The sequence below is a fragment of the Mycolicibacterium hodleri genome (genome assembly GCF_025822245.1).
Taxonomy (GTDB): Bacteria; Actinomycetota; Actinomycetes; order Mycobacteriales; family Mycobacteriaceae; genus Mycobacterium; species Mycobacterium hodleri.
In genome coordinates this window covers 1-23,467 of record NZ_JACKTL010000030.1, presented here as the reverse complement: position 1 = coordinate 23,467, position 23,467 = coordinate 1, and the positions used below count along the sequence as shown (strand labels likewise).

The following is a 23,467-nucleotide window of genomic DNA, read 5'->3' as shown; positions in this document are numbered from 1 at the left end:
TTTTAGGCGGGACCAGCGGTACCGGTTAGGCTTCACGCCGAAAGCACGCTGGCCGCCGAGAGAGGGAGTGTTCATGGATGGCTTCGCCGGTAAGGTCGCCGTCGTCACGGGAGCCGGGTCGGGCATCGGCCAGGCGCTGGCCCTGGAGCTGGGACGTTCGGGGGCGAAACTCGCGATCAGCGACGTCGACCTCGAGGGTCTGGCCGTCACCGAGGCCCGCCTGAAGGCCATCGGCGCCCCCGTGAAGGCCGACCGCCTCGACGTCACCGAGCGGGAGGCGTTCGAGCTGTACGCCGACGCCGTGAAGGCGCACTTCGGCAAGGTCAACCAGATCTACAACAACGCCGGCATCGCGTTCACCGGTGACGTCGAGGCGAGCTCCTACAAGGACATCGAGCGCGTGATGGACGTCGACTTCTGGGGCGTCGTCAACGGCACCAAGTCCTTCCTGCCGCATCTGATCGAGTCCGGCGACGGGCACGTCGTCAACGTCTCCAGCCTCTTCGGCATCTTCTCGGTGCCCGGGCAGGCCGCCTACAACGCCGCCAAGTTCGCGGTACGCGGATTCACCGAGGCCCTGCGCCAGGAGATGGTCGCCGGCAAGCGCCCCGTGAAGGTGACGACGGTGCACCCGGGCGGCATCAAGACGGCGATCGCGCGCAACGCGGCGGCCGCGGAGGGCATCGACGCGGAGAAGCTCGCGAACACGTTCGACAAGAAGCTCGCCAAGACCACGCCTGAGCGGGCCGCGGTGATCATTCTCGACGCCGTCCGCAAGAACAAGGCCCGCGTGCTCGTCGGCGCCGACGCCAAGGCCCTCGACGTCATCGTTCGCCTCACCGGGTCGGGATACCAGCGGCTGTTCGCCTCCGTCATCGCCCGGGCAATGCCGGGAGTCCGCTGACGAGCTAGTGTCCGAGCGGATGCGCGGACAGCCAGTCGTCGGCCACCGCACCGGGATCGCTGCCCGAGGCCACCTTGCCCAGCATGTCGGCCAGTGAGCCGGTATCCAGCTCGCCGGCAATCTCGTTGAGCGCCAACACCTGCCGTTCGTCCAATTCGTTGCGCCGGTACAGCGGCACGACGTTCTCCGCGCGGATGACCGAGGTCTTGTCGCTCAGGACGACGACGTCGTCGGGGGTCTCCGGCACGGCGGTGGACGTCCAGGCAGCGGTCACCCGGCTCGAGCGCAACGCCGCCACCAACGCTGCGGCCGTGGGGAATTCGGTCGCCGCGGGTGGCCGGCACGTCGCGATGACCGCCGGTGCCGGGTCACCGGGCACCTTGCCGACCGTCAGGCCCGGGCAGTGGCGGACCACCGTCGCGACGTCGCGGGCACCCCACTTCTGGGCCGTCGCCTCGGTGACCACCAGCGCGGGCTTGTCCTCGGCGGACTGGGTGTAGTCACCGGCGCCGATGCCCTCCGGCAGTGCCGAGATCATCGAGCGGTAGACCTGCTCGGGGGCGCGCGCCGTCGCGTCGGGATCGAAGCGGGTCAACAACCGTCCGGTGAGTCCCGGCACCACCTCGACGGCGCCGGTGTCCAGCTCGGCCAACGGATCCGCGCCCCGTTCGACGTGTGCCGCACTGCCGTAGGACCGCAGCGCGGCCGCGTACAGGTGGGCCAACAGGGTGGTGGGGGCGTCGGAACCGGCGCCAACGGCCAGCGACTTCTCCGGGGTCGAGCCCCCGCACCCGGCGACCACGAGCACGACGAGCAGCGCCGCCAATCGCTGCAAGGCCATCGCGTCAGGCTACTTCACCGCTTCGTACTCAGGCTTTGGGCGTACCATCTGCAACGGTCAATTCGGGGCTCAACGTAGCTGCTCCGCCCGCTGAGGGGAGGACGTTCGTGCCGTCATTTCGTGCCTTGCAGCCGTCGATGTTGCGTCCGACCAATCGACGGACGTCCGAGCCGGATGCCAGCACCATCCACGTCCCGGTCGCCCGGGCGATGGTCGACTGCGGCGTCTACGCCGACGGCAAGCGGCTGCCCGGCAAGTACACCCACGCCGCGGCACTGGCCAAGGTCAGGGAACTTCAGCTCGAGGAGGTCAGGGCCTTCGTCTGGATCGGATTGCACGAACCCGACGAACGCCAGATGCAGTCCGTCGCCGACGTGTTCGGCCTGCACGAACTCGCCGTCGAGGACGCCGTGCACGCCCACCAGCGGCCGAAGCTGGAGCGCTATGACAACACGCTGTTCCTGGTGCTGAAGACCATCATGTACGTCGAGCACGAATCGGTGGCCAAGGCCCGCGAGATCGTCGAGACCGGGGAGATCATGATCTTCGTCGGACCGGACTTCGTCGTGACGGTCCGCCACGGCGACCACGGCGGCCTCGCCAAGGTGCGCAAGCGGATGGACACCAGCCCGGCGAACTGCGCGCTGGGACCCTACGCCGTGCTGCACGCGATCGCCGACCACGTGGTGGACCATTACCTGGAGGTCACCGACCTCGTCGAGTACGACATCGACGCGATGGAGGAGAACGTCTTCTCCCCCACCAGCGACACCGACATCGAGCACATCTACCTGCTCAAGCGGGAGGTCGTCGAGATGCGCCGGGCGGTGGGCCCACTGAACCTCGCGCTGCAGCGCCTCGGCACCGACCACAACGACCTGATCTCCAAGGAGGTCCGGCGCTACATCCGCGACGTCGTCGACCACAACACCCAGGCCTCCGACCGGATCGCCAGCTACGACGAGGTGCTCAGCTCGTTGGTGCAGGCCGCCGTCGGCAAGGTGTCGATGCAACAGAACATGGACATGCGCAAGATCTCGGCGTGGGTGGCCATCGCGGCCGTGCCGACGGCGCTCGCCGGCATCTACGGGATGAACTTCGAGCACATGCCGGAGCTGGCGTGGACCTACGGCTACCCGATGGTGCTGGCGGTGATGGCGACGGTGTGCTCGGCGCTGTACTTCACGTTCCGCCGCAACCATTGGCTGTAGCGCCCTCGACGCTCAGCTTGGCGAGCTCGCCCGCCGACGGGGGTCGCGGACGTCGACGCCGTCGACGGCCCACGCCTCCCGCATCGCGTCAGCGCCCTTGAGCCGCACCCAGGCCGCCTCGGTCGGGGTGATCGGGGTCGCCGACAGGATGCGCACCGGGTCGAAGGGGGCGGGCAGCTCGACGTCGTCGACGTCGCCGGGGCCCAGCAACACCGCGGTGAACGGCGCACCCTCCCACAGCGGCGTCTCGAGATCGACCAGGGCGTCGGGCACCAGCACCAGACCCTCGACGGCGGGTGACGCCGCGACCACGGCGATCGACCGGGCCAGGCCCGCCGGGGTCGAACCACGAAGTGCCACCGCGACTTCCGCCCGCGGACCGCTCGCCGAGTCGACGACCATCGCCGTCGGGTCGAGCATCGCGTGCCGCGAACAGCCAAGTGACACGTGGTGAAGCGTGCCGTCGGCATCGGGTCCGAAGCGCAGCACGTCGATCGACTCGGCACCGAGGAAGGTGATGCTGGCGACGGCGGGCTCGCCGCCGGCACCGACCCGGGCGAAGTGCTCCGTCAGCCGGGCACGGACCGCGGCGAGGACGTCGGTCACCGAGAAGGCGGGATCGACAGGTTCGCGCCGGTCTCCGCGTCGAACAAGATGAGCTTGGAGGTGTCGAAGGCCAACTCGGCCGGCTGCCCGGCGACCACCTTCGACTCGGCGGGAACCCGTGCCACGAACCGGTTCTCGGCCGCCCCGGACTCCGTGGTCAACTCCTCGAGCTGAGCGGCCTTCGCCCCCTCGCCCTCGGTGTGGAAGTGCACGTACTTGTCGGCGCCGAGTGACTCCACCAGGTCGACGGTCACCTCGAACGTCAGCGCCTTGATCCGGGCATAGGAGTCGATGAGGGCCGCGTCCTCGAGATGCTCGGGCCGGACGCCGACGATCACGCCCCCCGGCTTCGGATGGCGGGCCAACATGTCGTGGACGTCGGTCGTCAGGGTGACCTCGCCGAACGGCAGCCGCACTCCGACGTCGGTCAACTCAGCCGGGAAGAAGTTCATCGACGGGGAGCCGATGAAGCCGGCGACGAACAGGTTGGCCGGGCGGTGGTAGAGCTCGTCGGGGGTGCCGATCTGCTGGGCCACCCCGGCGAGCATCACGACGACGCGGTCACCGAGGGTCATGGCCTCGGTCTGGTCGTGGGTGACGTAGACGGTGGTGGTGCCCAGACGGTCCTGCAGGCGGGCGATCTCGGCGCGCATCTGCACGCGCAGCTTCGCATCCAGGTTGCTCAACGGCTCGTCCATCAGGAATGCCTTGGGGCTGCGCACGATTGCGCGTCCCATCGCCACCCGCTGACGCTGGCCGCCGGAGAGCTGCCCGGGCTTGCGGTCCAGCAGTTCGGTCAGGTCGAGGATCTTGGCGGTTTCGTCGACCTTGGTGGCGATGTCGGCCTTGGCCATCTTGGCCAACGTCAGCGGGAAGGCGATGTTCTGCCGCACCGTCATGTGCGGGTAGAGCGCATAGGACTGGAACACCATGGCGATGTCGCGGTCCTTGGCGGCCTTCTCGTTGACGCGGTCACCGCCGATGCGCAGCTCCCCGGAGGTGATGTCCTCCAGCCCCGCAATCATGTTCAGCGTCGTGGACTTGCCGCAGCCCGACGGGCCCACCAGGATGACGAACTCGCCGTCGGCGATGGTGATCGACAGATCCTTCACCGCCGGCGCGCCTCCGGCGTAACTCTTCGCCACGCGGTCCAACACGATCTCGGCCATGACCTACCCCTTCACCGCACCGGACGTGAGACCGGCGACGATCCGTCGTTGGAAGATGAGTACGAAGACGACGATCGGCACCGTGATGATCATCGCGCCCGCGGCGATGGATCCGGTCGGCTCCTCGAATTGTGAACTGCCCGTGAAGTTTGCGATCGCCACGGGTGCGGTGATGGCCCGTTGGGTCGCCGTCAGCGACAGGGCCAACAGCAGGTCGTTCCACGCGAAGATGAACACCAGGATGGCCGCGGTCACGATGCCTGGGGCCGCGAGTGGAGCGATCACCTTGCGAAAGGCCTGCCATGGCGTGGCGCCGTCCATCTTCGCCGCCTTCTCCAGATTCCAGGGGATCTCCTTGAAGAACGCCGACATGGTGTAGATCGCCAGCGGCAACGCGAACGTGATGTAGGGGATGACGAGCCCCGGCCAGGTGTCGAACAGCCCGATCGTGCGTTCGATGTTGAACAGCGGTGTCACCAGGGAGATTTGCGGGAACATCGCGATCAGCAGCGCGACGCCCACCAGCGCCCGCTTGCCCGGGAAGGCCAGCCGGGCGATCGCGTAGGCGGCCATGCCTCCGACGACGACCGCGATCACGGTGGTGATCAGACCGATGCCGATGGAGTTGACCAGCGCCGAGCTGAAGACGTTGCCCTGGAAGATCGCCTTGTAGTTGTCGAACGTCACCTGTGTCGGAATCAGGTTGCCGTCCTTGACCGTTGAGGTCGGCTTGAGCGACAGCGACAGAATCCACAGCACCGGGAACAGGGCGTAGAGCACCACCAGGACGTTGACGACGGTCCACCCGGTGGCGCGGCCGGAACTCACTCGCTCACTCATCGCGAGCCCCGGGGGCCGACGCACCGAAGAGCTTGACGTAGATGAACGCGATCACCGCGACGGTCAGGAAGATGAGAACGCTGATCGCCGAACCGAGTCCGAGGTTGAAGGCCTTGAACAGGTTGTCGTAGCCCAGGATCGACACCGACCCGGTGTCGTTCGCGCCACCGGTCAGCACGTAGATGTTGTCGAAGATGCGGAAGGCGTCCAGGGTGCGGAACAGCAGGGCCACCAGGATCGCCGGTTTGATGAGCGGCAGGATGATCTTCGTCAGCCGCTTCCACGCGCCGGCGCCGTCGATCTGGGCGGCGTTGAGCAGGTCCTGGGGCACCAGCGCCAGGCCGGCCAGCAACAGCAGCGCCATGAACGGCGTCGTCTTCCACACCTCGGCCAGCACCACGATGGCCAGCGAGGGGATCTGCTCCGTCAGTGGCGCAACGCCTTCGGGCAGCAGGTTGGCCAGATAGCCCGTGCCCGGCGTCCATGCGTAGTACCAGCTGTAGGACGCCGCCACGGTGACGATGCCGTACGGGATCAGGATGGCGGTGCGTACGACGCCCTTGCCGAAGATCGTCCGGTGCATGACCAACGCCAGGGCCATGCCCAGCACGAACTCGATCGCCACCGAGACGACGGTGATCGCCAGGGTGACGGCGAAGGCCGTCCACCAGTACCGGTCACCGAGGATGGTCGCGTAGTTGGCGAACCAGACGAAGGTGGTGTCGTTGGGGGCAGCCAGGTTGTAGCGCTGCAGGCTGAGCCACACCGCGTACCCGATCGGGTAGGCGGTGACCGCCAACATCAGCAGCACGGCGGGGCTGATCAACCAGAACGCCAGGCGCCGTTCGGACTTGCGATCGTCGGTGGCGGGCGTGGCGGCGGTCATGGGATCAGTCCCTTGCCGTCGACGGCCTTCTGGACCTGATCGGCCAGCACGTCGGCGGTGCGCTCCGGATCGATGCCGGTGATCGGGGCGAGCGTCGCCGAGATGCGCGTCGACACCGATTGGTAGACCGGCGTCGCGGGCCGGACGGCGGCGTTGGTGAGCTGCTCGCGGATGATGGCGTACTGCGGGTACTTCTTCTGGAACTCCGGGTCGTCGTACAGCGACGTGCGCACGGCGGGCAGGCCACCCTCGACGGAGGTGAAGCGCTGGTTCTCGACGTTGCGCAGGCAACGGATCGCCTCGAAGGCCTCCGCCTTGTGCTGGGTGTTCCGACCCACCGCGAGGTTGAGGCCGCCGAGTGTCACCTTGGCGGGCTGCCCGGGGACCACGCCGGGGTAGTTCGCGAACCCGAAGACCTGCTTGCTGGCGTCGTAGGCCGCGTCGAACTGCGCGTCGCTGGGCTTGAACGTGCCGAGGTCGTCGATGCTGCCCTTGAGGTCGTCGCGCCCGTCGAGCGGCAGGAAGGGCACGCCACCCTTGACGGCGTTCGCCAGCATCGACGGAAGCACGAACGGCCAGTTGACCTCCAGAGCGGCGTTGCCCTGTTCGAGTGCCAGTCGCGCGGTGGCCTCGTCGGTCTGGGTGATCGACGGGTCGGCGCCGGGGGCGGTGGCAACGGCCTTGATGATCTGCAGCGCCTTCACCGTGGCCGCCCGGTGTTCCGGCGTGTCGGTGAGCGTCACCGTCTTGCCGTCGTCGGAGAGCACCTGTCCGCCGGCGCTGGCCAGCAGCGTGTTGAACCACACGACCAGGCCCTCGTACTGCTTGGCCTGCAACGCGATCCAGCTCGGCTTGCCCTCGTCGTGCAAACGGGTCGCCTCGCCGACCATGTCGTCCCAGGTCTGCGGTGGGTTCGGCATCAAATCGGCTCGGTACCAGAGCAATTGGGTGTTCGTCGTGATCGGCGAGGCAAAGAGCTGGTCGTGCCACGTGGCCGTCTGGAGCGGGCCGGGAAGCGTGTCGTCCCGCGCGTCGGCCTCGGCCTTGCCTGCCGGATCGTCGGTCAGCGGCAGCGCCCAACCCGCCTCGGCGAATTCGGCGGTCCACACCACGTCGAGTGCCATCACGTCCAGCGACTTGTCGTTGCCGGTGAGTCGGCGCGCCAGCTGCAGCCGCTGATCGTCGGCGCCCTTGGGCAGACTGATCTGCTTGATGGTGAAGCGACCGCCGAGTTCCTCGTTGCACCGCTTGGCAACCGCGGTGAAGGTGGCCATCTCGTTGGCGGGTGTGTAGTAATTGACGACGATGCCGCCGCTGGAACTACCGCATGCCGACACCAGTGACGCCGTCGTCAGCCCAGCCAACGCCGCAGCGCATAGCCGCCCAACGCGCACCACCGTCTCCCGTCTCCCGCTCCCGACGTCGCCGCCGGGGCAGCTTCGGGCGGGAACGTCCCGCGCTCGAACCGTAGAGCGAGTTACGCGTGGAGCGCAACACTTCCGCACCATCGCGTCGAAATCGTGATGCGGCAGCAACCTCCGTGGGGCTCTAGATGGTCAAGCGCGCCAACAGATCCCGGCCCTGCTCGGCGCTCTGGGGATCACACAGCACGTCGTAACGCCCGGCGACCAATTGCATCGTGGAGCTGAAATCTCTTGTGCCCCGCGCCATCGCGTACTGCAACCCCGAGGTGATCAGGCCGAAGAAGATGCCGGCGATCAGGCCGGCGATCAGAGAACCCCACGGACTGGGGCCGAAGAAGCCGAGAACCAGCCCGATGAACAGACCGAGCCACGCGCCGGTCAGCGCACCGCCACCCAGCACTCGCGGCCACGTGAGCCGGCCCGTGACGCGCTCGACCTGCATGAGGTCCACGCCGACGATCGTCACCTGCTGCACGGGGAATTCTTGGTCGGACAGATGGTCGACGGCGCGCTGAGCCTCGGCGTAGGTGGGGTAGGAGGCGATGGGCCAGCCCTTCGGCGGGGTCGGCAGCGAAGCGAATCCCCCACGGCCCTGATTCTGTCCAGCCCGCCCCGGGTTCTGAAGTGGGTTCGTCATGGTCGGTGTCCTCGTCCTGTCATCGTCGCTCGTGCTCGAGTGGAGCCTCGTTACATTCTCAACGTTCGAGGACCCCGATGAGTGCCGTCCGGGCGACGAACTCTGGCAAATCCATGCTCGGAGTAGTTTGACACCGACCCCGACACCTGAGAACGCTAGGTTGGAACCCATGACATCGCCCACCACGACGGCGAGGCGCACGAACCGCACCGCCGTCGCGTCGTTGGCCTCGTCCGTGGTGACGTTGTTCGGGATCGGTTCGATCGTCGGAATCGTCTTGGGCGTGTACGCCCTCAACCACATCGCGGTGACCGGCGAACGCGGTCGCGGACTGGCGACTGCGGGGATCCTCGTCGGCGCCGTCACCCTCCTGTTGAGCATGACCGCAATCGTGATGGGACTGAGCACGCTATGAGCACTGGATCCGACGAACCGAACCACGGCCGGGAGTACCCGCCACTGGAGAACTCGGCCCCGCAGGGCGATCCCTACGCGCCAGTGGACTATCCGACGGAGTCGGCCCCGCCGCCGAACTACGGCGCTCCCACCGACTTTCAGCAGCCCGGCTATCCCCCGCCGGGCTATCCGCAACCCGGTTACCCCCAACCCGGGTACCCCCAGGCCGGTTACCCGCCGCCCGGCTACCCGCCGCAGTACCAGGGCGGCTACGGCTACGACCCCTACGCCCCGGCCAGGCCGGTCGGCACCAGCGGCAAGGCAATTGCCGCGTTGGTGACGTCGCTGTCCGGACTGATCCTCTGCGGCGTGCCGTCGATCGTCGGGCTGATCCTCGGGATCATCGCGATGCGGGAGACCAAGCGCACGGGTCAGGAGGGCCATGGCATGGCGCTGGCGGCAGTCATCGTCGGCGCGCTGGCCGTCGTGGGGTGGATCGCCTACTTCGTCATCATCGTCGTGGCGATCGCCGTCACCTCGACCCCCACGTACGGCTACTGAGCGGGCGGTTCGAACGGGGCCGACGTCCGCGCCATGCCGGCGGCCCGCCCCTTGCCTGCGACGACCAAGGCCATCTTGCGGCTCGCCTCGTCGATCATCTCGTCACCGAGCATGACCGCGCCCCTGGCCCCGCCGACCCGCGACGTGTGCCATTCGTAGGCCTCGAGGATCAACTCGGCGTGGTCGTAGTCGGCCTGGCGGGGGCTGAAGATCTCGTTGCCCGCCGCGATCTGGTCCGGGTGTAGCACCCACTTGCCGTCGTAGCCGAGCGCCGCGGCGCGGGCCGCCACCCGCCGGAAGGCGTCGACGTCGCGCACCTTCAGGAACGGACCGTCGACCGCGTTGATCCCCCTCGTGCGCGCGGCGACCAGGATGCGCATGAACACGTGGTGATACGCGTCGCCGACGTCGTACCCCTCGGGTTGCTCGCCGACGACCAGCGTGCGCATGTTCAAACTCGCCATCATGTCGGCGGGCCCGAGCACCAGGGCCTGCACCCGCGGTCCCGCCGCGATCGCGTCGACGTTGGTCAGCCCCTCGGCGTTCTCGATCTGCGCCTCGATGCCAATCCGTCCGACCGGCAGTCCGTGGGTGACCTCCAACTGGGTCAACAGAAGATCCAGCGCCTGCACGTGAGAGACGTCGGTCACCTTCGGCAGGATGACGACGTCGAGGTCACTGCCGGCCGCCGCGACGACCTCGATGACGTCGGCGTGCGTCCACGGCGTCGTCCAGTCGTTGACGCGCACACCCCGCAGTTGTCCCGCCCAGCCGTCGCCGGCCAAACCCGCGGCCACTTGAGTACGGGCGTGCGCCTTCGCATCTGAGGCCACCGAGTCCTCGAGGTCGAGGAACACCTGATCGGCGGGCAGTTGCTTGGCCTTCTCGATCATCTTCGCGCTGCTGCCGGGAACCGAAAGGCAGGTTCTCCGGGGGCGATAGAGGTTCTCCACGAGTTCACTCTCTACTCTTTGACCCATGGTGGCGGTAACGAGGGTCTATGCGGCCCGACTAGCGGGGCTGCTGGTACTCGGCCCCGACGGTGAGTCGGTAGGCCGCGTCCGCGACGTCGTGATCAGCATCGGCATCGGCCGCCAACAGCCGCGCGTGCTCGGCTTGGTCGTCGAATTGCTTACGCGCAGAAGAATTTTCGTCGGCCTGCTCCGGGTCACGGCGATCGAACCGAACGCAGTCACCCTCAACACCGCCAACGTCTCGCTGCGCCGATTCGCGCAGCGGCCGGGCGAGGTCCTGGTCTTCGGCCAGGTGCTCGACACCCGCGTGCGCGTGCAGGATCCCGAGCTCGAAGAACTCGCCGGGGTCGACCTCGTCGTGGTCGACCTCGCCATCGAACAGATCCGCACCAGGGACTGGGTGGTGACCCGGGTCGCGGTCCGCAGCCACCGCAGGCTTGGCCGCCGCACCTCCGTGCACATCGTCGACTGGCAGAACGTCACCGGGCTGACCCACTCGGCGATGTCGCTGCCCGGTCAGGGCGTCGCCTACCTGCTGGCGCAGTTCGCCGGCCAGCGGCCCATCGTCGTCGCCGACGCCATCCGCGACCTTCCCGCCAAGCGCCGCTACGAGGTGGTCAACGCCCTCGACGACGAACGCCTCGCCGACATCCTGCAGGAGCTGCCCGAGAGCGAGCAGGCCGATCTGATGGAGCGGCTCGAGCCCGAACGCGCCGCCGACGTGCTCGAGGCGATGGACCCCGACGACGCCGCCGACCTCTTGGGCGAGTTGGGCGCGTCGGCCGCCGAGGCGCTGCTGGCGCGGATGGATCCCGAGGACTCCGAATCCGTGCGACGGCTGCTGCAGCACTCCCCCGACACCGCCGGTGGTCTGATGACCTCCGAACCCGTGGTGCTCGGTCCCGGCACCACGGTGGCCGAGGCGCTGGCTCGGGTGCGCGATCCCGAACTCACCCCGGCACTGTCCTCCCTGGTCTTCGTCGTGCGCCCGCCGACGTCCACCCCGACCGGTCGCTACCTGGGCTGCGTCCACTTGCAACGGTTGCTTCGGGAACCGCCGGCGTCCCTGGTCAGCGGCATCATGGACTCGGATCTGCCCAGCCTGGAACCCGAGACGACGCTGGCCGCGGTGACGCGCTACTTCGCGGCCTACAACTTGGTCTGCGGGCCGGTGGTCGACGACGAGAAGCACCTCCTGGGTGCCGTCACCGTCGACGACCTCCTCGACCATCTGTTGCCCCACGACTGGCGGGTGCGCCAGGAAGATCCCGAGCTGCCCGGCGAGGACGACCTGACCGACGCGCCCCTGCCCGCCGCGGGGGGTCCGTCGTGAGCGACCTGTCCGCCCGGCAGCGGCTCGACACCCCGCGCACCCGACGCCGACGCTTCACCCCGAGGGTCGACATCGAGGCGGTCGGCCGTTACAGCGAGTCGATCGCCCGGTTCCTCGGCACCGGCCGCTATCTCGCCATGCAGACCGTGCTGGTGGTCGTGTGGATCAGCTTCAACCTGGTCGCGGTGTCGCTGCGGTTCGACCCCTACCCGTTCATCCTGCTGAACCTTGCGTTCTCCACGCAGGCCGCCTACGCCGCACCGTTGATCCTGCTGGCGCAGAACCGCCAGGAGAACCGCGACCGGGTGTCGCTGGAGGAGGACCGGCGTCGCGCCGAGCAGACCAAGGCCGACACCGAGTACCTGGCCCGCGAGCTCGCGGCGTTGCGCATCGCGGTCGGTGAGGTCGTCACACGCGACTACCTCCGCCGCGAACTCGAGGAAGTGCGCGAGCTGCTCGACGAGCTGAAGGCCGCCAAGAAACCCAAGAAGAGTGCGCCCGCCAAGAGCGTCCGTGACGTCGACGAGTCCGTCTAGTCAATGCCGTAACACGGGCAACACCTGATCGGTATGGTGGCGTCGTTCACAACGTTTGCCGGGCTTTGCCGGGGCCGACGTTTGGTCACCGGCGATCGAGGACGGTCGAGTGCAGATTCGAGGCGGCACCGCGTACGCAGCGGTACGACGCCGTGCGCGCCGCGTGGCGAGCACTCCCGCCTTCGGCGTCGCCGTCCTCGCTCCGCTGATCCTCCTGCTGGCCGTCGGCGCCTCCGCACCGACGCCGAGGCACGCCGTCGCCGACGCCGGCATCACGCCCCTGGCGGCGGTGGCCCGCACCGGTGACGACGCCGGTGTAGTCGTCGTCGCGGCCCCACGACCGCCGACCCCGTTCCGGTTCGCCATGGCGAACATCTCGGCTCCGCCCCCGCCGATCGTGGTGAGTTCGGCTGGCAGCCTTCGCATTCCGGCAGTCGCGCTGAGCGCGTACCGCAACGCCGAACGGATGATGGCCTCGGCGTACCCGGGCTGCGGGGTGAGCTGGAACCTGCTGGCCGGAATCGGTCGCATCGAGTCGGTGCACGCCAACGGTGGCGCCACCGACCCGCAGGGCAACCCGGTCCAGGGCATCTTCGGCCCCGCGCTCGACGGCAGCCTCGCGGGCAACGAGGTCATCGTGCAGGCCGTGCAGGCCGGTCGGGTGACCTACGCCAGGGCGATGGGTCCGATGCAGTTCCTGCCGGGCACGTGGGCCAGGTACGCGTCCGACGGTAACGGCGACGGCAAGGCCGACATCCAGAATCTCTACGACGCGTCGCTGGGAGCCGCCAGATACCTCTGCAGCGGCAACCTGAACCTCCGGGACCGCTCTCAGGTGCTCTCGGCGATCCTGCGCTACAACAACTCGATGGCGTACGCCCAGAACGTCCTCGGCTGGGCGGCGGCCTACGCCACCGGCGTCGCACCCGTCGACCTGCCGCCCATCGGAGTCGCCCCACCCATCGGCGACGCCCATCTGGCGGCCAACCCGGAGGGCATCGGCCCCGGCATCGGGCTGCCCGCCGACGACCCGCTGGCCGCGATCAACGTCACCGACGTCGGGGGGCAGAACCAGCTCGGCATCCCGCCGGGTCCCGGGGCGGGCATACCCCCGGCACCGCAGCAGAACTGCCAGGTCTTCTGCCTGACGCCACAGGCGCCGGTGGCACCGCCGCAGAATTGTCAGGTCTTTTGCCTGACGCCCCAACCCGCGGCGGCGACCCTGCCCCCAGCCCCCGTGCCCCCGGCACCGTCGTTCCCGCCGCCTGCCCCCATGCAGTTCCCGTTCGGCGGACCGCCCCCACTCCCGCCACCTGCATCACCTCCGCCACCGACGGGACCGGTGCCCGGTCCAATCGGCTGACGGCTGCGCCTACACTCGCGGGTGATGTCTCCGCAATCTCCGCACGACTCCGAGGCGCTGGAATCGGCCGTCCGCTCGGCGCTGTCCAAGGTCGTCGACCCCGAACTCCGCAAGCCGATCACCGAGGTCGGCATGGTCAAGAACGTCTCCGTCGACCCCGGTGACGCCGCCGTCCACGTCGAGATCTACCTCACCACGTCGGCGTGTCCGAAGAAGACCGAGATCACCGACCGCGTGAAGCAGGCCGTCGTCGACGTGCCCGGCACCGGCGCGGTGAAGGTGACCCTCGACGTGATGGACGACGAGCAGCGCGCGGAACTGCGCAAGCTGCTGCGGGGCGACTCCCGCGAACCGGTGATCCCGTTTGCCCAGCCCGGGTCCCTCACGCGGGTGTACGCGGTGGCCTCCGGCAAGGGCGGCGTCGGCAAGTCCAGCGTCACGGTGAACCTGGCGGCCGCGCTGGCGGCCCGCGGGCTGTCGGTCGGCGTGCTCGACGCCGACATCTACGGCCATTCGGTGCCACGCATGATGGGTACCGCCGAACGGCCCACGCAGGTCGACTCGATGATCCTGCCGCCGATCGCCCACGACGTGAAGGTCATTTCGATCGCGATGTTCACCCAGGGCAACACGCCCGTGGTGTGGCGCGGCCCCATGCTGCATCGGGCCCTTCAGCAGTTCCTGGCCGACGTGTACTGGGGCGATCTCGACGTCCTGCTGCTGGACCTTCCGCCCGGGACCGGTGACATCGCGATCTCGGTGTCCCAGCTGATTCCCGGCGCCGAGATCCTGGTGGTGACCACGCCTCAGCTGGCGGCCGCCGAGGTTGCCGAGCGGGCCGGTGCAATTGCGCTGCAGACCCGTCAGCGCATTGTCGGCGTGGTGGAGAACATGTCCGGACTGACCTTGCCCGACGGCACCGTGCTGAACGTCTTCGGCGAGGGTGGCGGCAAGCAGGTCGCCGAGAGCCTCACGCGGTCCATCGGCGCCGACGTGCCGCTGCTCGGACAGGTCCCGTTGGACCAAGCGCTGATGGAGGCGGGCGACGCGGGCGTGCCCCTGGTGCTCAGCGCACCGGATTCCGCCGCAGCCAAGGAACTCCGCTCCATCGCCGACGCACTGACCGCCCGCAAGCGCAGCCTGGCGGGCGTGTCGCTCGGGTTGAACCCGATTGGCCGCTAGGTCGCGTCGCTGTCGTACGGCGTGACGCCGGGGGTGCGTGGCTCGGGCGTGGGTGCCGGTGGTTGCGGCTGCGGCTGATTGTCCGACACCGGCTTGACCGGCTTGTCGAAGTTCCCGGTGAGGAACGAGTCGTCGCCGTCGAGTAGGTGCTTGGTGAGGGCGGCGCGTGGTGTCATCCCGCGAAGCTTCTGCAGTTCGCTCAACGGCTGACGCAGGTCCTCGAATTCGGGGCCCAGGTCCTCGCGCAGCTGGCTGGTCGCGCCGCTGAGGTACTCCCGGGCCTGACGCACACTGTTGGTGGTCCAGCGAATTGCACCCGGAAGCCGTTCCGGCCCCAGGATCACCAGACCGGCGACGACGAGCACCAGCATCTCGCCCCAGCCGATGTTGCCGAACATGGATTACGCGGCGGGGTTGTCGGAGCCGGGGGTGACCGTCAGCGTGACGGGCCGCCCGTCTCGAAGGACGTCGACTGGCGCGTCGACGCCGATCTTGAGCTGGCGCACGGCGACCACCATCTCGTCGGCGTCGGCGACCTTGCGGGTGCCCACCTTGACGACGACGTCGTTCTCCTTGATGCCGGCCCGGTCCGCGGGGCCACCCGCGACGACGTTCTTCACCAACGCGCCCGAGGCCACGTCGTTGCTCACCGACACGGCGTTGAGGCCGAGCGTCGGGTGCGACATCCTGCCGTCCTTGATCAGGCCCTCGACGACTTCCTTGACCTCGTTGACGGGGATGGCGAAGCCGAGACCACTTGCACTGTCCGACAACGACTTTCCGGCCGTGTTGATGCCGATGATCTCGGAGCTCATGTTGATCAGCGGGCCACCGGAGTTGCCGTGGTTGATCGAGGCGTCGGTCTGCACGCCGTCGATGACGGTGTCGGTGTCCGAGCCGTCGCCCGACAGCGGGACGGGCCGGTGCAGGGCGCTGATGATGCCGTGGGTGACGGTGCTGCGCAGACCCAGCGGGGCGCCCGCCGCGATCACCTCTTCACCCACCCGGAGCTTCTCGGAGTCACCGAAGCGGGCGACGACGAGGTTGTCGACGTTGTCGACCTTCAGCACGGCGAGGTCGGTCTTCGGGTCGCGCCCGACCAAGTTGGCGGGCACTTCGTGGCCGTCGTTGAACACCACGGAGATCTGGTACTCGGACGGGTTCTTCGCCGCATCGGAGATGACGTGGTTGTTGGTGACGATGTAGCCGCGGCCGTCGACGACGACCCCGGAACCCTGCGATCCCTCGCCCTTGCTGGTGGCTTCGATCGTGACGACCGAGTCGGCGACGTTCGCCGCGACCTGGGCGAAGCGACTGGTCGGCTCCTGCTCGTCGGTGGCTCCGGTCTGCAGCGTCACCTTCGAGGTGGTGAACGCGGGCACGATCTCGGCGGTCTTGTTGCCGATGACGCCGCCGATGGCGCCGATGACGAGGGCGACGATCACGATGGCGCCCAGCGCGACCCATGACACCCGGCCACCGAAGAAGACCTCGCGCACGCCGAGCTTGCCCGTCGGGGCCTGGTTGACCATCACCGGTGCGGGCGCCTGCTGTGCCGGCACGCCGAGCGACGGGGTGGCCGACGGGTCGCGCCACGGATCCGGCGGGACGTCGGCACCGTCGCGGTTCTGCTCGGCCTGCAACGCCCCCGCGTCGGCGGGGTGACGCTGAAGGGTGTCCGCCACGCCGTCGGGACGTCCGAAGGCGTCGGCGAGCACGGGGTCGGGCGCCTGATCCCGTGGGGTGTAGTCACCCTGGTCGCGGTGTTCGTTCGCACCGAGGAACGAACCGCTGACGCCGTCGGGACGACCGAATGCGCGGGTCTGCGCCGGATCCACCGGGGGGCGCGAGACGGGTTTCGGTTCCATACGGGGACGATTTCCAAATTGGTCCTGGTTGGTCACCCGTGTTCACTCTCCGTTGGAGCGTCCGCCGTCAACGACGCACGCCTTTACCCTTGGACAACTTTTAGCCTACCGGCGCTTGCGACGAGACCGCGTCTCGCCAGCAAGGAACTGGGCCGTGGCGTCCTCGACCGGCGGCTCCAGCGGAGCGTGGCGGGGAATCTCCGACAACGCTCCCAACAGCGACGACGGAATCCTGATCGGGCAGGAATCGCGCAGCGCCGATCGGGCTTGCCCCTGTGCGTCGACCTCCGCCGAGCATTGGGGACACATGGACATGTGGTGGGCGGCCCGCAGGTGGGCGCTCATCCGCAGTTCACCGTCGACGAATGCTGCGATGGCCTCGGTCGACAGGTGCTCGGTCGAGCCGAACCTCCTGGGCCCGACGGGCTGGTCGCTCTGCGAGGCGAACTGAGTGGGGAGCCACGAAAATGCACGACGGAACACGTGTCCCGGGTCCACCATCGACCTGCTCCTCTCGTCAACCACGTCAACCCAACACAATCGAATGTAGCGCGGCCGGCCGGATTGATCACGCACGAGACGGCGTCAACGGTCAGGCGAAGCGTGCGGCGCCCTCGGCATAGGAGTCCGGGTGGCTGGCCAGGTAGTCGCGCAGCGCCTGTCGGCCACGGTGAATTCGGCTGCGGACGGTGCCGAGCTTCACTCCCAGCGTGGCGCCGATCTCCTCGTAGGAGAGACCTTCGATGTCGCACAGGACCACAGCGGCGCGGAACTCCGGCGCCAGCGAGTCCAGCGCCGCCTGCAGGTCGGGTCCCAACCGGGAGTCGTGGTAGATCTCCTCCGGGTTCGGCTCGTCGGCCGGCACGCGGTCGTAGTCCTCGGGGAGCGCCTCCATGCGGATGCGGCTGCGGCGGCGGACCATGTCGAGGAACAGGTTGGTGGTGATGCGGTGCAGCCAGCCCTCGAACGTGCCCGGCTGGTAGTTCTGCACCGAACGGAAGACGCGGATGAACGTCTCCTGCGTCAGGTCTTCGGCGTCGTGCTGACTGCCCGACAGCCGGTAGGCCAAGCGGTACACCCGGTCGGCATGCTGCCGGACCAACTCGTCCCATGACGGCATCGTCGTCTTGTCGCCGGTGGCGTCGAACACCGCCGTGCCCGACAGTTCCTCGGCGGGTTGCACCCATTCGCCGTCGTTGCCCTGCTCGAAGTGGGCCATGAATACGGGGGACGTGCTCGTGGTGGTCGTCGGATCCTCCAGATCAATCGTGCGGATGCCGGAAGTCGTTCCCGGACCTGCTCCCGCGGAAACTGCCTTTCGAGCATCAATATTCCCGGGGCCCCAGCTTCCGCCGTTTTCCATGCGCTTACCGTCCCCGACCCCGTTGAGGTCCGCATATGAGCAAACTGAGCTTTCCCTGAGAATGTCGATCTTGCACCACGGGAACTGCGAAAACGACCGAATTTTCGGCCAATCCCACGTTGGTGCGCGGGCGTGTCGGGGCGCGGAGCCCTCTGCCTTCGCTCTACGCTGCGGGCATGACCAGCAGCGACGGTTCGACGGGTCAGCCCGAGGGCGGCACGACGCGGCCAAGCCGGGCCGAGGCGATCGTCGCGCATGCCGAGAACTCGATCTCGGAGGACGCCTTGACGGCCGCGGCTCGGGAACGTGCCGACGACAGCGGTGCAGGGGCCGTGACGCCTGCCGTCGGCGCGCTGCTGAGCGTGTTGGCCAAGGTGGCGCAGGCCAAGGCCGTCGTCGAGGTGGGGACCGGCGTCGGTGTCAGCGGTCTGTGGTTGTTGTCCGGGATGCGCGACGACGGCGTGCTCACCACGATCGACGTCGAACCGGAACACCAGCGGCTCGCCAAGCAGGCGTTCCTTGAAGCGGGCATCGGTCCGTCGCGCACCAGGCTCATCAGCGGCCGCGCGCAGGAAGTCCTGACCAGGCTCGCCGACGAGTCCTACGACCTGGTGTTCATCGACGCCGATCCGGCCGACCAGCCTCAGTTCGTCGCCGAGGGAGTACGACTGCTGCGCTCCGGCGGTGCGATCGTGATCCACCGCGCCGCCCTTGGTGGTCGGGCCGGCGATGCCAGCGCCAGTGACCGGGACGTCATCGCGGTGCGCGAGGCGGCGCGAATGATCGCCGAGGACGAGCGGCTCACGCCCGTGCTGGTGCCCCTGGGCGACGGTCTGCTGGCCGCCGCCCGCGACTGACCCGGTAACCCCTTGGCCACGTTCGAGGTGAACCCTTGACACTCGGCTGAACGCGCGTTTAGCGTACTAAACATGCGTTCAGTCGACGACTTGACGGCGACCGCCCGGATCCGTGATGCGGCCGTCGAGCAGTTCGGGGAACACGGCTTCGACGTCGGCCTGCGGGTCATCGCCAAGGCCGCGGGAGTCAGCGCGGCCCTGGTGATCCACCACTTCGGCTCCAAGGACGGCCTGCGCAAGGCGTGCGACGAGTTCGTCGCCGAGTCCATCCGCACCGCCAAGAGCGACACCATCCAGTCGTCGGACCCCGCGTCCTGGCTCGCGCAACTAGCGGACATCGAATCCTTTGCGCCGCTGATGGCCTATTTGGTACGCAGCATGCAGTCCGGCGGCGACCTGGCGAAGACGTTGTGGCGCAACATGATCGACAACGTCGAGCAGTACATGGACGAGGGCGTTCGCGCCGGCACCGTCAAGCCGAGCCGTGACCCCAAGGCGCGGGCCACGTTCCTTGCGTTGGCCGGCGGCGGCAGCTTCCTGCTGTACCTGCAGATGTGCGACAACCCGGCCGACATGCGTGCCGTGCTGCACGACTACGCCCAAGACATGGTGCTGCCCGCCCTCGAGGTCTACACCCACGGGCTGATGACTGATTCGACGATGTACGACGCCATCGTCGCGTCGACGGAGGAGAAGGAGTGACCGATGACGACAGGACATGGCAACGGCGCCATCGAGGTCCGCAACCTGACGAAGAACTTCGGCTCGGTGCGAGCCCTCGACGGGCTGAACCTCGAGGTCGCCGAGGGTGAGGTGCACGGGTTCCTCGGCCCCAACGGCGCAGGAAAGTCGACGACCATCCGGGTCCTGCTCGGGCTGGCACGCGCCGACTCCGGCACCGCACGCCTACTCGGCGGAGACCCCTGGACCGACGCGGTCGCGCTGCATCGTCAGATCGCCTACGTGCCAGGCGACGTCACCCTGTGGCCCTCGCTGACAGGTGGTGAGACCGTCGACCTGCTGGCCCGCATGCGCGGCGGGATCGACGAGCGCCGCCGAGCCGAACTGGTGGAGCGCTTCGCCCTCGACCCGTCGAAGAAGGCTCGCACCTACTCGAAGGGCAACCGACAGAAGGTGTCACTCGTTTCCGCCTTCGCCTCGAACGCCAGACTCCTGCTGCTCGACGAGCCCAGCAGCGGCCTGGACCCCTTGATGGAGAACGTCTTTCAGCAGTGCGTCGTCGAAGCCCACGACCGGGGCGTCACGGTCCTGCTGTCGAGTCACATCCTCGCCGAGACCGAAGCACTGTGCCAGCGCGTCACCATCATCCGCGCCGGCCGGACCGTCGAGAGTGGCACGCTCGAGTCGATGCGACACCTGTCCCGCACGTCGATCAAGGCGGAGATGATCGGCGACCCGGCCGACATCGGCCGCATCCCCGGCGTCGAGGACGTCGTCGTCGACGGCCACACCATCAGCGCCCAGGTCGACGGCAACAGCCTCGGCGACGTCGTCAAGATGCTCGGCAACGCCGGGGTGCGCAGTTTGATCAGCCAGCCGCCGACGTTGGAGGACCTTTTCCTGCGCCATTACGGCATCGGGAAGAGCGAGGGCGTCGGGGAGACCGAGCAGGTGACGGCATGACCGTCCTGGAACGCCCCCACCACCCCGCCCATCAGGCGCCGCCCCGCGGATCCCACTTCTCGGGAACCGTTGGGCTGCTTCGCCTCTATCTACGGCGCGACCGCATCGTCCTGCCCGCATGGGTGCTGCTGCTGTCGATTCCGCTCGGCACGGTGTACGTCGGGGGCATCGAGGCCGTCTACCCGACGGAGGCCGCCCGCGCGGGGTTCGCCGCGACCATCATGGCCAGTCCGGCCCAGCGCGCGCTGTACGGCAACGTCTACGGCGACAGCCTCGGCGCCACCGGCATCTGGAAGGCCGGCATGTTCCACGTGCTGATCGCCGTGGCCGTGATTCTGACCGTCGTCCGGCACACCCGCGCCGAGGAGGAGTCCGGCCGAACCGAACTCGTCGACTCGACGGCCGTCGGCCGATACGCAAGCCTCACCGCGGCGATCATCGCGGCGGGAGGCGGCTCTCTCGCCACGGGAATCATCGGCACCGCAGGCCTGCTTCCGATGGGCGTGCCCGCCGGGGGCTCGGTGGCCTTTGGCCTGGCTCTGGCGGCTACCGGCCTGGTGTTCACCGCCGTGGCCGCCGTCACGGCGCAGTTGTCGCCCAGCGCGCGCTTCGCCCGCGGCGCGGCCTTCGGCGTGCTGGCTGCGGCGTTCACGCTTCGGGCCGTCGGCGACGCGGGGTCCCGAGCCGAATTCTTGTCGTGGCTCTCGCCTTTGGGATGGTCGCTGCAGGTGCGCCCCTACGCGGGCGACCGGTTGTGGATACTGCCGATGCACGCGGCGGTGACCGCCGTGCTGCTCGCGCTCGCCTACCACCTGCTGGCCCGGCGCGACGTCGGCGCGGGTTTGATCGCCGAACGCCCGGGTGCGCCGCGGGCCGGGTGGGGCCTGCGCGGGGTGACCACTCTGGCATGGCGGCTCAACCGGGCGTCGTGTGCGCTGTGGACGGTCGGTCTGTGCCTCTACGGCCTGTTGATCGGCAGCGTCGTCGACGGCGTCGGGGACGAGATCGGCGACAGCCAGGCCGCCCGCGACGTGGTGGCCCGCCTCGGCAGCACCGATCAGTTGGAACAGGCCTTCATCACGGTGGCGTTCGGGATGCTTGGCATGGTCGCGTCGGCGTTCGCCATCTCGCTGACCCTGCGGCTGCACCAGGAGGAGTCGAGCCGGCGTGCCGAGATGGTGCTGGCGGGTGCGGTGAGCCGGACTCGTTGGCTGGCAAGCCATCTGATCGTCGCAATCGTGGGCACCGGTGTCGCGATGATACTCGCCGCGGCGGTGGCGGGGTTGACCTATGGCGCCGCCTCGGGTGACGTGACCGGCAAGTTGCCGACCGTTCTCGAGACGGCCGCCGTACAGTTGCCCGCGGTCTGGCTGTTGGCGGCCGTCACGGTCGCCCTGTTCGGCCTGCTCCCCCGGTTCACGCCGGTGGCGTGGGGAGTTCTGACCGCCTTCGTCGCGCTGTACCTGCTTGGCTCGCTGGCGAATTCGCCGCAGTGGTTGCTGGACCTCGAACCGTTCACCCACGTGCCGCACGTCGGCGTGGGCGACTTCAGCGCCACCCCACTCTGGTGGCTCCTCGGGATCGACGTCGCCTTGATCACGTTGGGCGCAATGGCCTTTCGCCGCAGGGATCTGACGGCATGAAGGTCGTCGGGCAGTTCGTCGCCACGTTCGTCGTCAGCGTGGTGTTCTTCGGCGTTGCCCTGTTCCTGCCCGCCGGGACGGTCGACTACTGGCAGGCGTGGGTGTTTCTCGTGGTCTTCGCCGCGACCACGTTGCTGCCGAGCGTCTATCTCGCCGTCAAGCATCCGGCCGCGCTGCAACGCCGGATGAAGGGCGGCCCGACCGCAGAAACGCGCCCGATTCAACGCGTCGTCATGGTCGCCACCGTCGCGGCGGTGGTGGTTCAGTTGGTCGTCAGCGCCCTCGATCACCGCTTTGGCTGGTCGTCGGTGCCATCGGCCGTAGTGGTTCTCGGTGACGTCCTGGTCGGCGTGGGGTTGCTCGTCGCCCAGTTCGTCATCATCCAGAACGAGTACGCCGCGGCCACCATCACCGTCGAGGCCGACCAGCCAGTGGTGTCCACGGGGCTCTACGGACTCGTGCGCCATCCCATGTACTTCGGTGCGCTCGTCATGATGATCGGCACGCCCCTGGCCCTGGATTCGTATTGGGGGCTGGTGCTGCTGGTTCCCGCGTGCGTCGCGCTGGGCGCCAGGATCGTCGACGAGGAAGAGATGCTCACCGAGGAACTGGCCGGGTACGCCGACTACGTCGAGCAGGTGCGCTTCCGGTTGCTCCCGGGAGTGTGGTGATCCCCGCTTGTCGGTGGGTCGGCGTATCGTCGAACGCATGTTCGATACGGTGGACGAGGCGGGGTTGGTCGATCGCATCGCCGCGCTCGAACGCGCCAAGTGCGCCGCAGCCGCCGAACAAGCGGTCCTGACCGCCCAACTCGACAGTGCGCGTCGAGCCCGCGAAGCCGCCAACGGGATACCCGCGGCCAAGCGGGGCAAGGGGTTGGCCAGTGAGGTCGCGCTGGCCCGCCGCGACTCACCCAACCGCGGCGGTCGTCACCTCGGGTTCGCCCGCGCCCTGGTCCACGAGATGCCCCACACCCTGGCCGCCCTGGCCGCTGGCCGGCTCTCCGAATGGCGGGCGACGTTGATCGTCCGGGAGTCGGCCTGCCTGAGCGTGGCGGACCGGCGGGTGTTGGACGCGAGGATGTGCGCCGATACGAAGAGTTTGGAGGGCAAGGGTGACAAGAGGATCGAGGCCGACGCCAAGGCCATCGCCTACGAACTGGACCCCCACGCCGTCGTCGACCGCGCCGCCCGCGCGGAGTCGGAGCGCTCGGTGTGGGTGCGCCCCGC

Annotated in this window: 26 protein-coding genes; 14 read left to right on the top strand and 12 right to left on the bottom strand. The window is 68.4% G+C overall.

The features are described 5' to 3' along the window. Window positions 1-73: 73 nt before the first annotated feature. Window positions 74-904, top strand: a complete 831-nt coding sequence (locus H7J06_RS11970; protein ID WP_264039075.1) for an SDR family NAD(P)-dependent oxidoreductase — start codon at window positions 74-76, stop codon at window positions 902-904. 4 nt (window positions 905-908) lie between these two features. On the opposite strand, the gene H7J06_RS11965 is transcribed toward H7J06_RS11970, so the two are convergent. Beyond that, window positions 909-1,745: a glycine betaine ABC transporter substrate-binding protein gene (locus tag H7J06_RS11965; protein WP_264039073.1), complete on the bottom strand. Its 837-nt coding sequence runs from the start codon at window positions 1,743-1,745 to the stop codon at window positions 909-911. Between the two features lie 107 nt (window positions 1,746-1,852). Here H7J06_RS11965 and corA point away from each other — a divergent pair, with 107 nt between their 5' ends. Continuing rightward, entirely contained in the window at window positions 1,853-2,956 is a 1,104-nt protein-coding gene (gene corA, locus H7J06_RS11960; protein ID WP_264039072.1) for a magnesium/cobalt transporter CorA, read from the top strand. 12 nt (window positions 2,957-2,968) lie between these two features. Here corA and H7J06_RS11955 read toward each other — a convergent pair whose 3' ends face one another. The 6 genes from H7J06_RS11955 to H7J06_RS11930 all read right to left on the bottom strand — a co-directional run bounded on the left by H7J06_RS11955 (window position 2,969) and on the right by H7J06_RS11930 (window position 8,518). After that, window positions 2,969-3,562 carry a suppressor of fused domain protein gene (locus H7J06_RS11955; protein WP_264039071.1) on the bottom strand — a complete coding sequence of 198 codons (594 nt, stop codon included), beginning with the start codon at window positions 3,560-3,562 and terminating at the stop codon, window positions 2,969-2,971. Next, the gene (locus tag H7J06_RS11950; protein WP_264039070.1) at window positions 3,559-4,731 is read right to left on the bottom strand and encodes an ABC transporter ATP-binding protein; all 1,173 of its coding nucleotides are present in this window, start codon (window positions 4,729-4,731) and stop codon (window positions 3,559-3,561) included. Before H7J06_RS11950 ends, H7J06_RS11955 begins: the two co-directional genes overlap by 4 nt. A 3-nt stretch (window positions 4,732-4,734) precedes the next feature. Then, entirely contained in the window at window positions 4,735-5,571 is an 837-nt protein-coding gene (locus H7J06_RS11945) for a carbohydrate ABC transporter permease (protein WP_275079322.1), read from the bottom strand. Further along, window positions 5,564-6,457 (bottom strand): carbohydrate ABC transporter permease, encoded by an 894-nt coding sequence (locus tag H7J06_RS11940; RefSeq protein ID WP_264039068.1) that lies wholly within the window; start codon window positions 6,455-6,457, stop codon window positions 5,564-5,566. The genes H7J06_RS11945 and H7J06_RS11940 overlap by 8 nt, the downstream gene beginning before the upstream one ends. Continuing rightward, window positions 6,454-7,851, bottom strand: a complete 1,398-nt coding sequence (locus H7J06_RS11935) for an ABC transporter substrate-binding protein (RefSeq protein WP_264039067.1) — start codon at window positions 7,849-7,851, stop codon at window positions 6,454-6,456. Before H7J06_RS11935 ends, H7J06_RS11940 begins: the two co-directional genes overlap by 4 nt. Window positions 7,852-8,005: 154 nt before the next feature. Continuing rightward, complete coding sequence (locus H7J06_RS11930; RefSeq protein ID WP_264039065.1) at window positions 8,006-8,518, bottom strand: YflT domain-containing protein; 513 nt, start codon at window positions 8,516-8,518, stop codon at window positions 8,006-8,008. A gap of 169 nt (window positions 8,519-8,687) precedes the next feature. On the opposite strand from H7J06_RS11930, the gene H7J06_RS11925 reads away from it, so the two are divergent. Both H7J06_RS11925 and H7J06_RS11920 read left to right on the top strand, forming a co-directional pair. Then, window positions 8,688-8,933 carry a DUF4190 domain-containing protein gene (locus tag H7J06_RS11925; RefSeq protein WP_264039064.1) on the top strand — a complete coding sequence of 82 codons (246 nt, stop codon included), beginning with the start codon at window positions 8,688-8,690 and terminating at the stop codon, window positions 8,931-8,933. Further along, complete coding sequence (locus H7J06_RS11920) at window positions 8,930-9,475, top strand: DUF4190 domain-containing protein (RefSeq protein ID WP_264039063.1); 546 nt, start codon at window positions 8,930-8,932, stop codon at window positions 9,473-9,475. The genes H7J06_RS11925 and H7J06_RS11920 overlap by 4 nt, the downstream gene beginning before the upstream one ends. Here the strand turns inward: H7J06_RS11920 and H7J06_RS11915 are convergent. Beyond that, on the bottom strand, window positions 9,469-10,428 hold the full coding sequence (locus H7J06_RS11915; protein WP_264039062.1) for an HpcH/HpaI aldolase/citrate lyase family protein: 960 nt from the start codon (window positions 10,426-10,428) through the stop codon (window positions 9,469-9,471). The genes H7J06_RS11920 and H7J06_RS11915 overlap by 7 nt on opposite strands. Before the next feature lie 25 nt (window positions 10,429-10,453). Between H7J06_RS11915 and H7J06_RS11910 the strand changes: the two genes are divergently transcribed. The 4 genes from H7J06_RS11910 to H7J06_RS11895 all read left to right on the top strand — a co-directional run bounded on the left by H7J06_RS11910 (window position 10,454) and on the right by H7J06_RS11895 (window position 14,863). After that, the gene (locus H7J06_RS11910; protein WP_264039061.1) at window positions 10,454-11,782 is read left to right on the top strand and encodes a magnesium transporter MgtE N-terminal domain-containing protein; all 1,329 of its coding nucleotides are present in this window, start codon (window positions 10,454-10,456) and stop codon (window positions 11,780-11,782) included. Further along, window positions 11,779-12,318 carry a DUF1003 domain-containing protein gene (locus H7J06_RS11905; protein ID WP_264039060.1) on the top strand — a complete coding sequence of 180 codons (540 nt, stop codon included), beginning with the start codon at window positions 11,779-11,781 and terminating at the stop codon, window positions 12,316-12,318. The genes H7J06_RS11910 and H7J06_RS11905 overlap by 4 nt, the downstream gene beginning before the upstream one ends. 109 nt (window positions 12,319-12,427) lie before the next feature. Next, a complete protein-coding gene (locus H7J06_RS11900; RefSeq protein ID WP_264039059.1) occupies window positions 12,428-13,681 on the top strand; it encodes a lytic transglycosylase domain-containing protein in 1,254 nt (417 codons plus the stop codon). A gap of 24 nt (window positions 13,682-13,705) precedes the next feature. Then, window positions 13,706-14,863, top strand: a complete 1,158-nt coding sequence (locus tag H7J06_RS11895) for an Mrp/NBP35 family ATP-binding protein (RefSeq protein ID WP_264039057.1) — start codon at window positions 13,706-13,708, stop codon at window positions 14,861-14,863. Here the strand turns inward: H7J06_RS11895 and tatB are convergent. From tatB to sigE, 4 genes are all read right to left on the bottom strand, one after another. Further along, window positions 14,860-15,261 (bottom strand): Sec-independent protein translocase protein TatB, encoded by a 402-nt coding sequence (gene tatB, locus H7J06_RS11890; protein WP_264039056.1) that lies wholly within the window; start codon window positions 15,259-15,261, stop codon window positions 14,860-14,862. The genes H7J06_RS11895 and tatB overlap by 4 nt on opposite strands. A 3-nt stretch (window positions 15,262-15,264) precedes the next feature. Next, a complete protein-coding gene (gene htrA / locus H7J06_RS11885) occupies window positions 15,265-16,767 on the bottom strand; it encodes a serine protease HtrA (RefSeq protein ID WP_308205769.1) in 1,503 nt (500 codons plus the stop codon). A 69-nt stretch (window positions 16,768-16,836) separates the two neighbouring features. Then, window positions 16,837-17,232, bottom strand: coding sequence for an anti-sigma E factor RseA (gene rseA / locus H7J06_RS11880; RefSeq protein WP_264039054.1), 396 nt, complete (start codon window positions 17,230-17,232; stop codon window positions 16,837-16,839). 91 nt (window positions 17,233-17,323) lie between these two features. Next, entirely contained in the window at window positions 17,324-18,094 is a 771-nt protein-coding gene (gene sigE / locus H7J06_RS11875; protein WP_264039053.1) for an RNA polymerase sigma factor SigE, read from the bottom strand. Window positions 18,095-18,270: 176 nt separating this feature from the next. Between sigE and H7J06_RS11870 the strand changes: the two genes are divergently transcribed. The 6 genes from H7J06_RS11870 to H7J06_RS11845 all read left to right on the top strand — a co-directional run. Continuing rightward, window positions 18,271-18,951, top strand: coding sequence for an O-methyltransferase (locus H7J06_RS11870; protein ID WP_264039052.1), 681 nt, complete (start codon window positions 18,271-18,273; stop codon window positions 18,949-18,951). A 72-nt stretch (window positions 18,952-19,023) separates the two neighbouring features. Beyond that, entirely contained in the window at window positions 19,024-19,653 is a 630-nt protein-coding gene (locus tag H7J06_RS11865) for a TetR/AcrR family transcriptional regulator (protein WP_264039051.1), read from the top strand. Between the two features lie 3 nt (window positions 19,654-19,656). Then, window positions 19,657-20,595, top strand: coding sequence for an ABC transporter ATP-binding protein (locus tag H7J06_RS11860; protein WP_264039049.1), 939 nt, complete (start codon window positions 19,657-19,659; stop codon window positions 20,593-20,595). Continuing rightward, complete coding sequence (locus H7J06_RS11855) at window positions 20,592-22,238, top strand: ABC transporter permease (RefSeq protein ID WP_264039048.1); 1,647 nt, start codon at window positions 20,592-20,594, stop codon at window positions 22,236-22,238. Before H7J06_RS11860 ends, H7J06_RS11855 begins: the two co-directional genes overlap by 4 nt. Continuing rightward, window positions 22,235-22,909: a methyltransferase family protein gene (locus H7J06_RS11850; protein ID WP_264039047.1), complete on the top strand. Its 675-nt coding sequence runs from the start codon at window positions 22,235-22,237 to the stop codon at window positions 22,907-22,909. Before H7J06_RS11855 ends, H7J06_RS11850 begins: the two co-directional genes overlap by 4 nt. A 37-nt stretch (window positions 22,910-22,946) precedes the next feature. Continuing rightward, the coding region (locus H7J06_RS11845; RefSeq protein WP_264039046.1) for a DUF222 domain-containing protein at window positions 22,947-23,467 on the top strand (521 nt) is incomplete at its 3' end.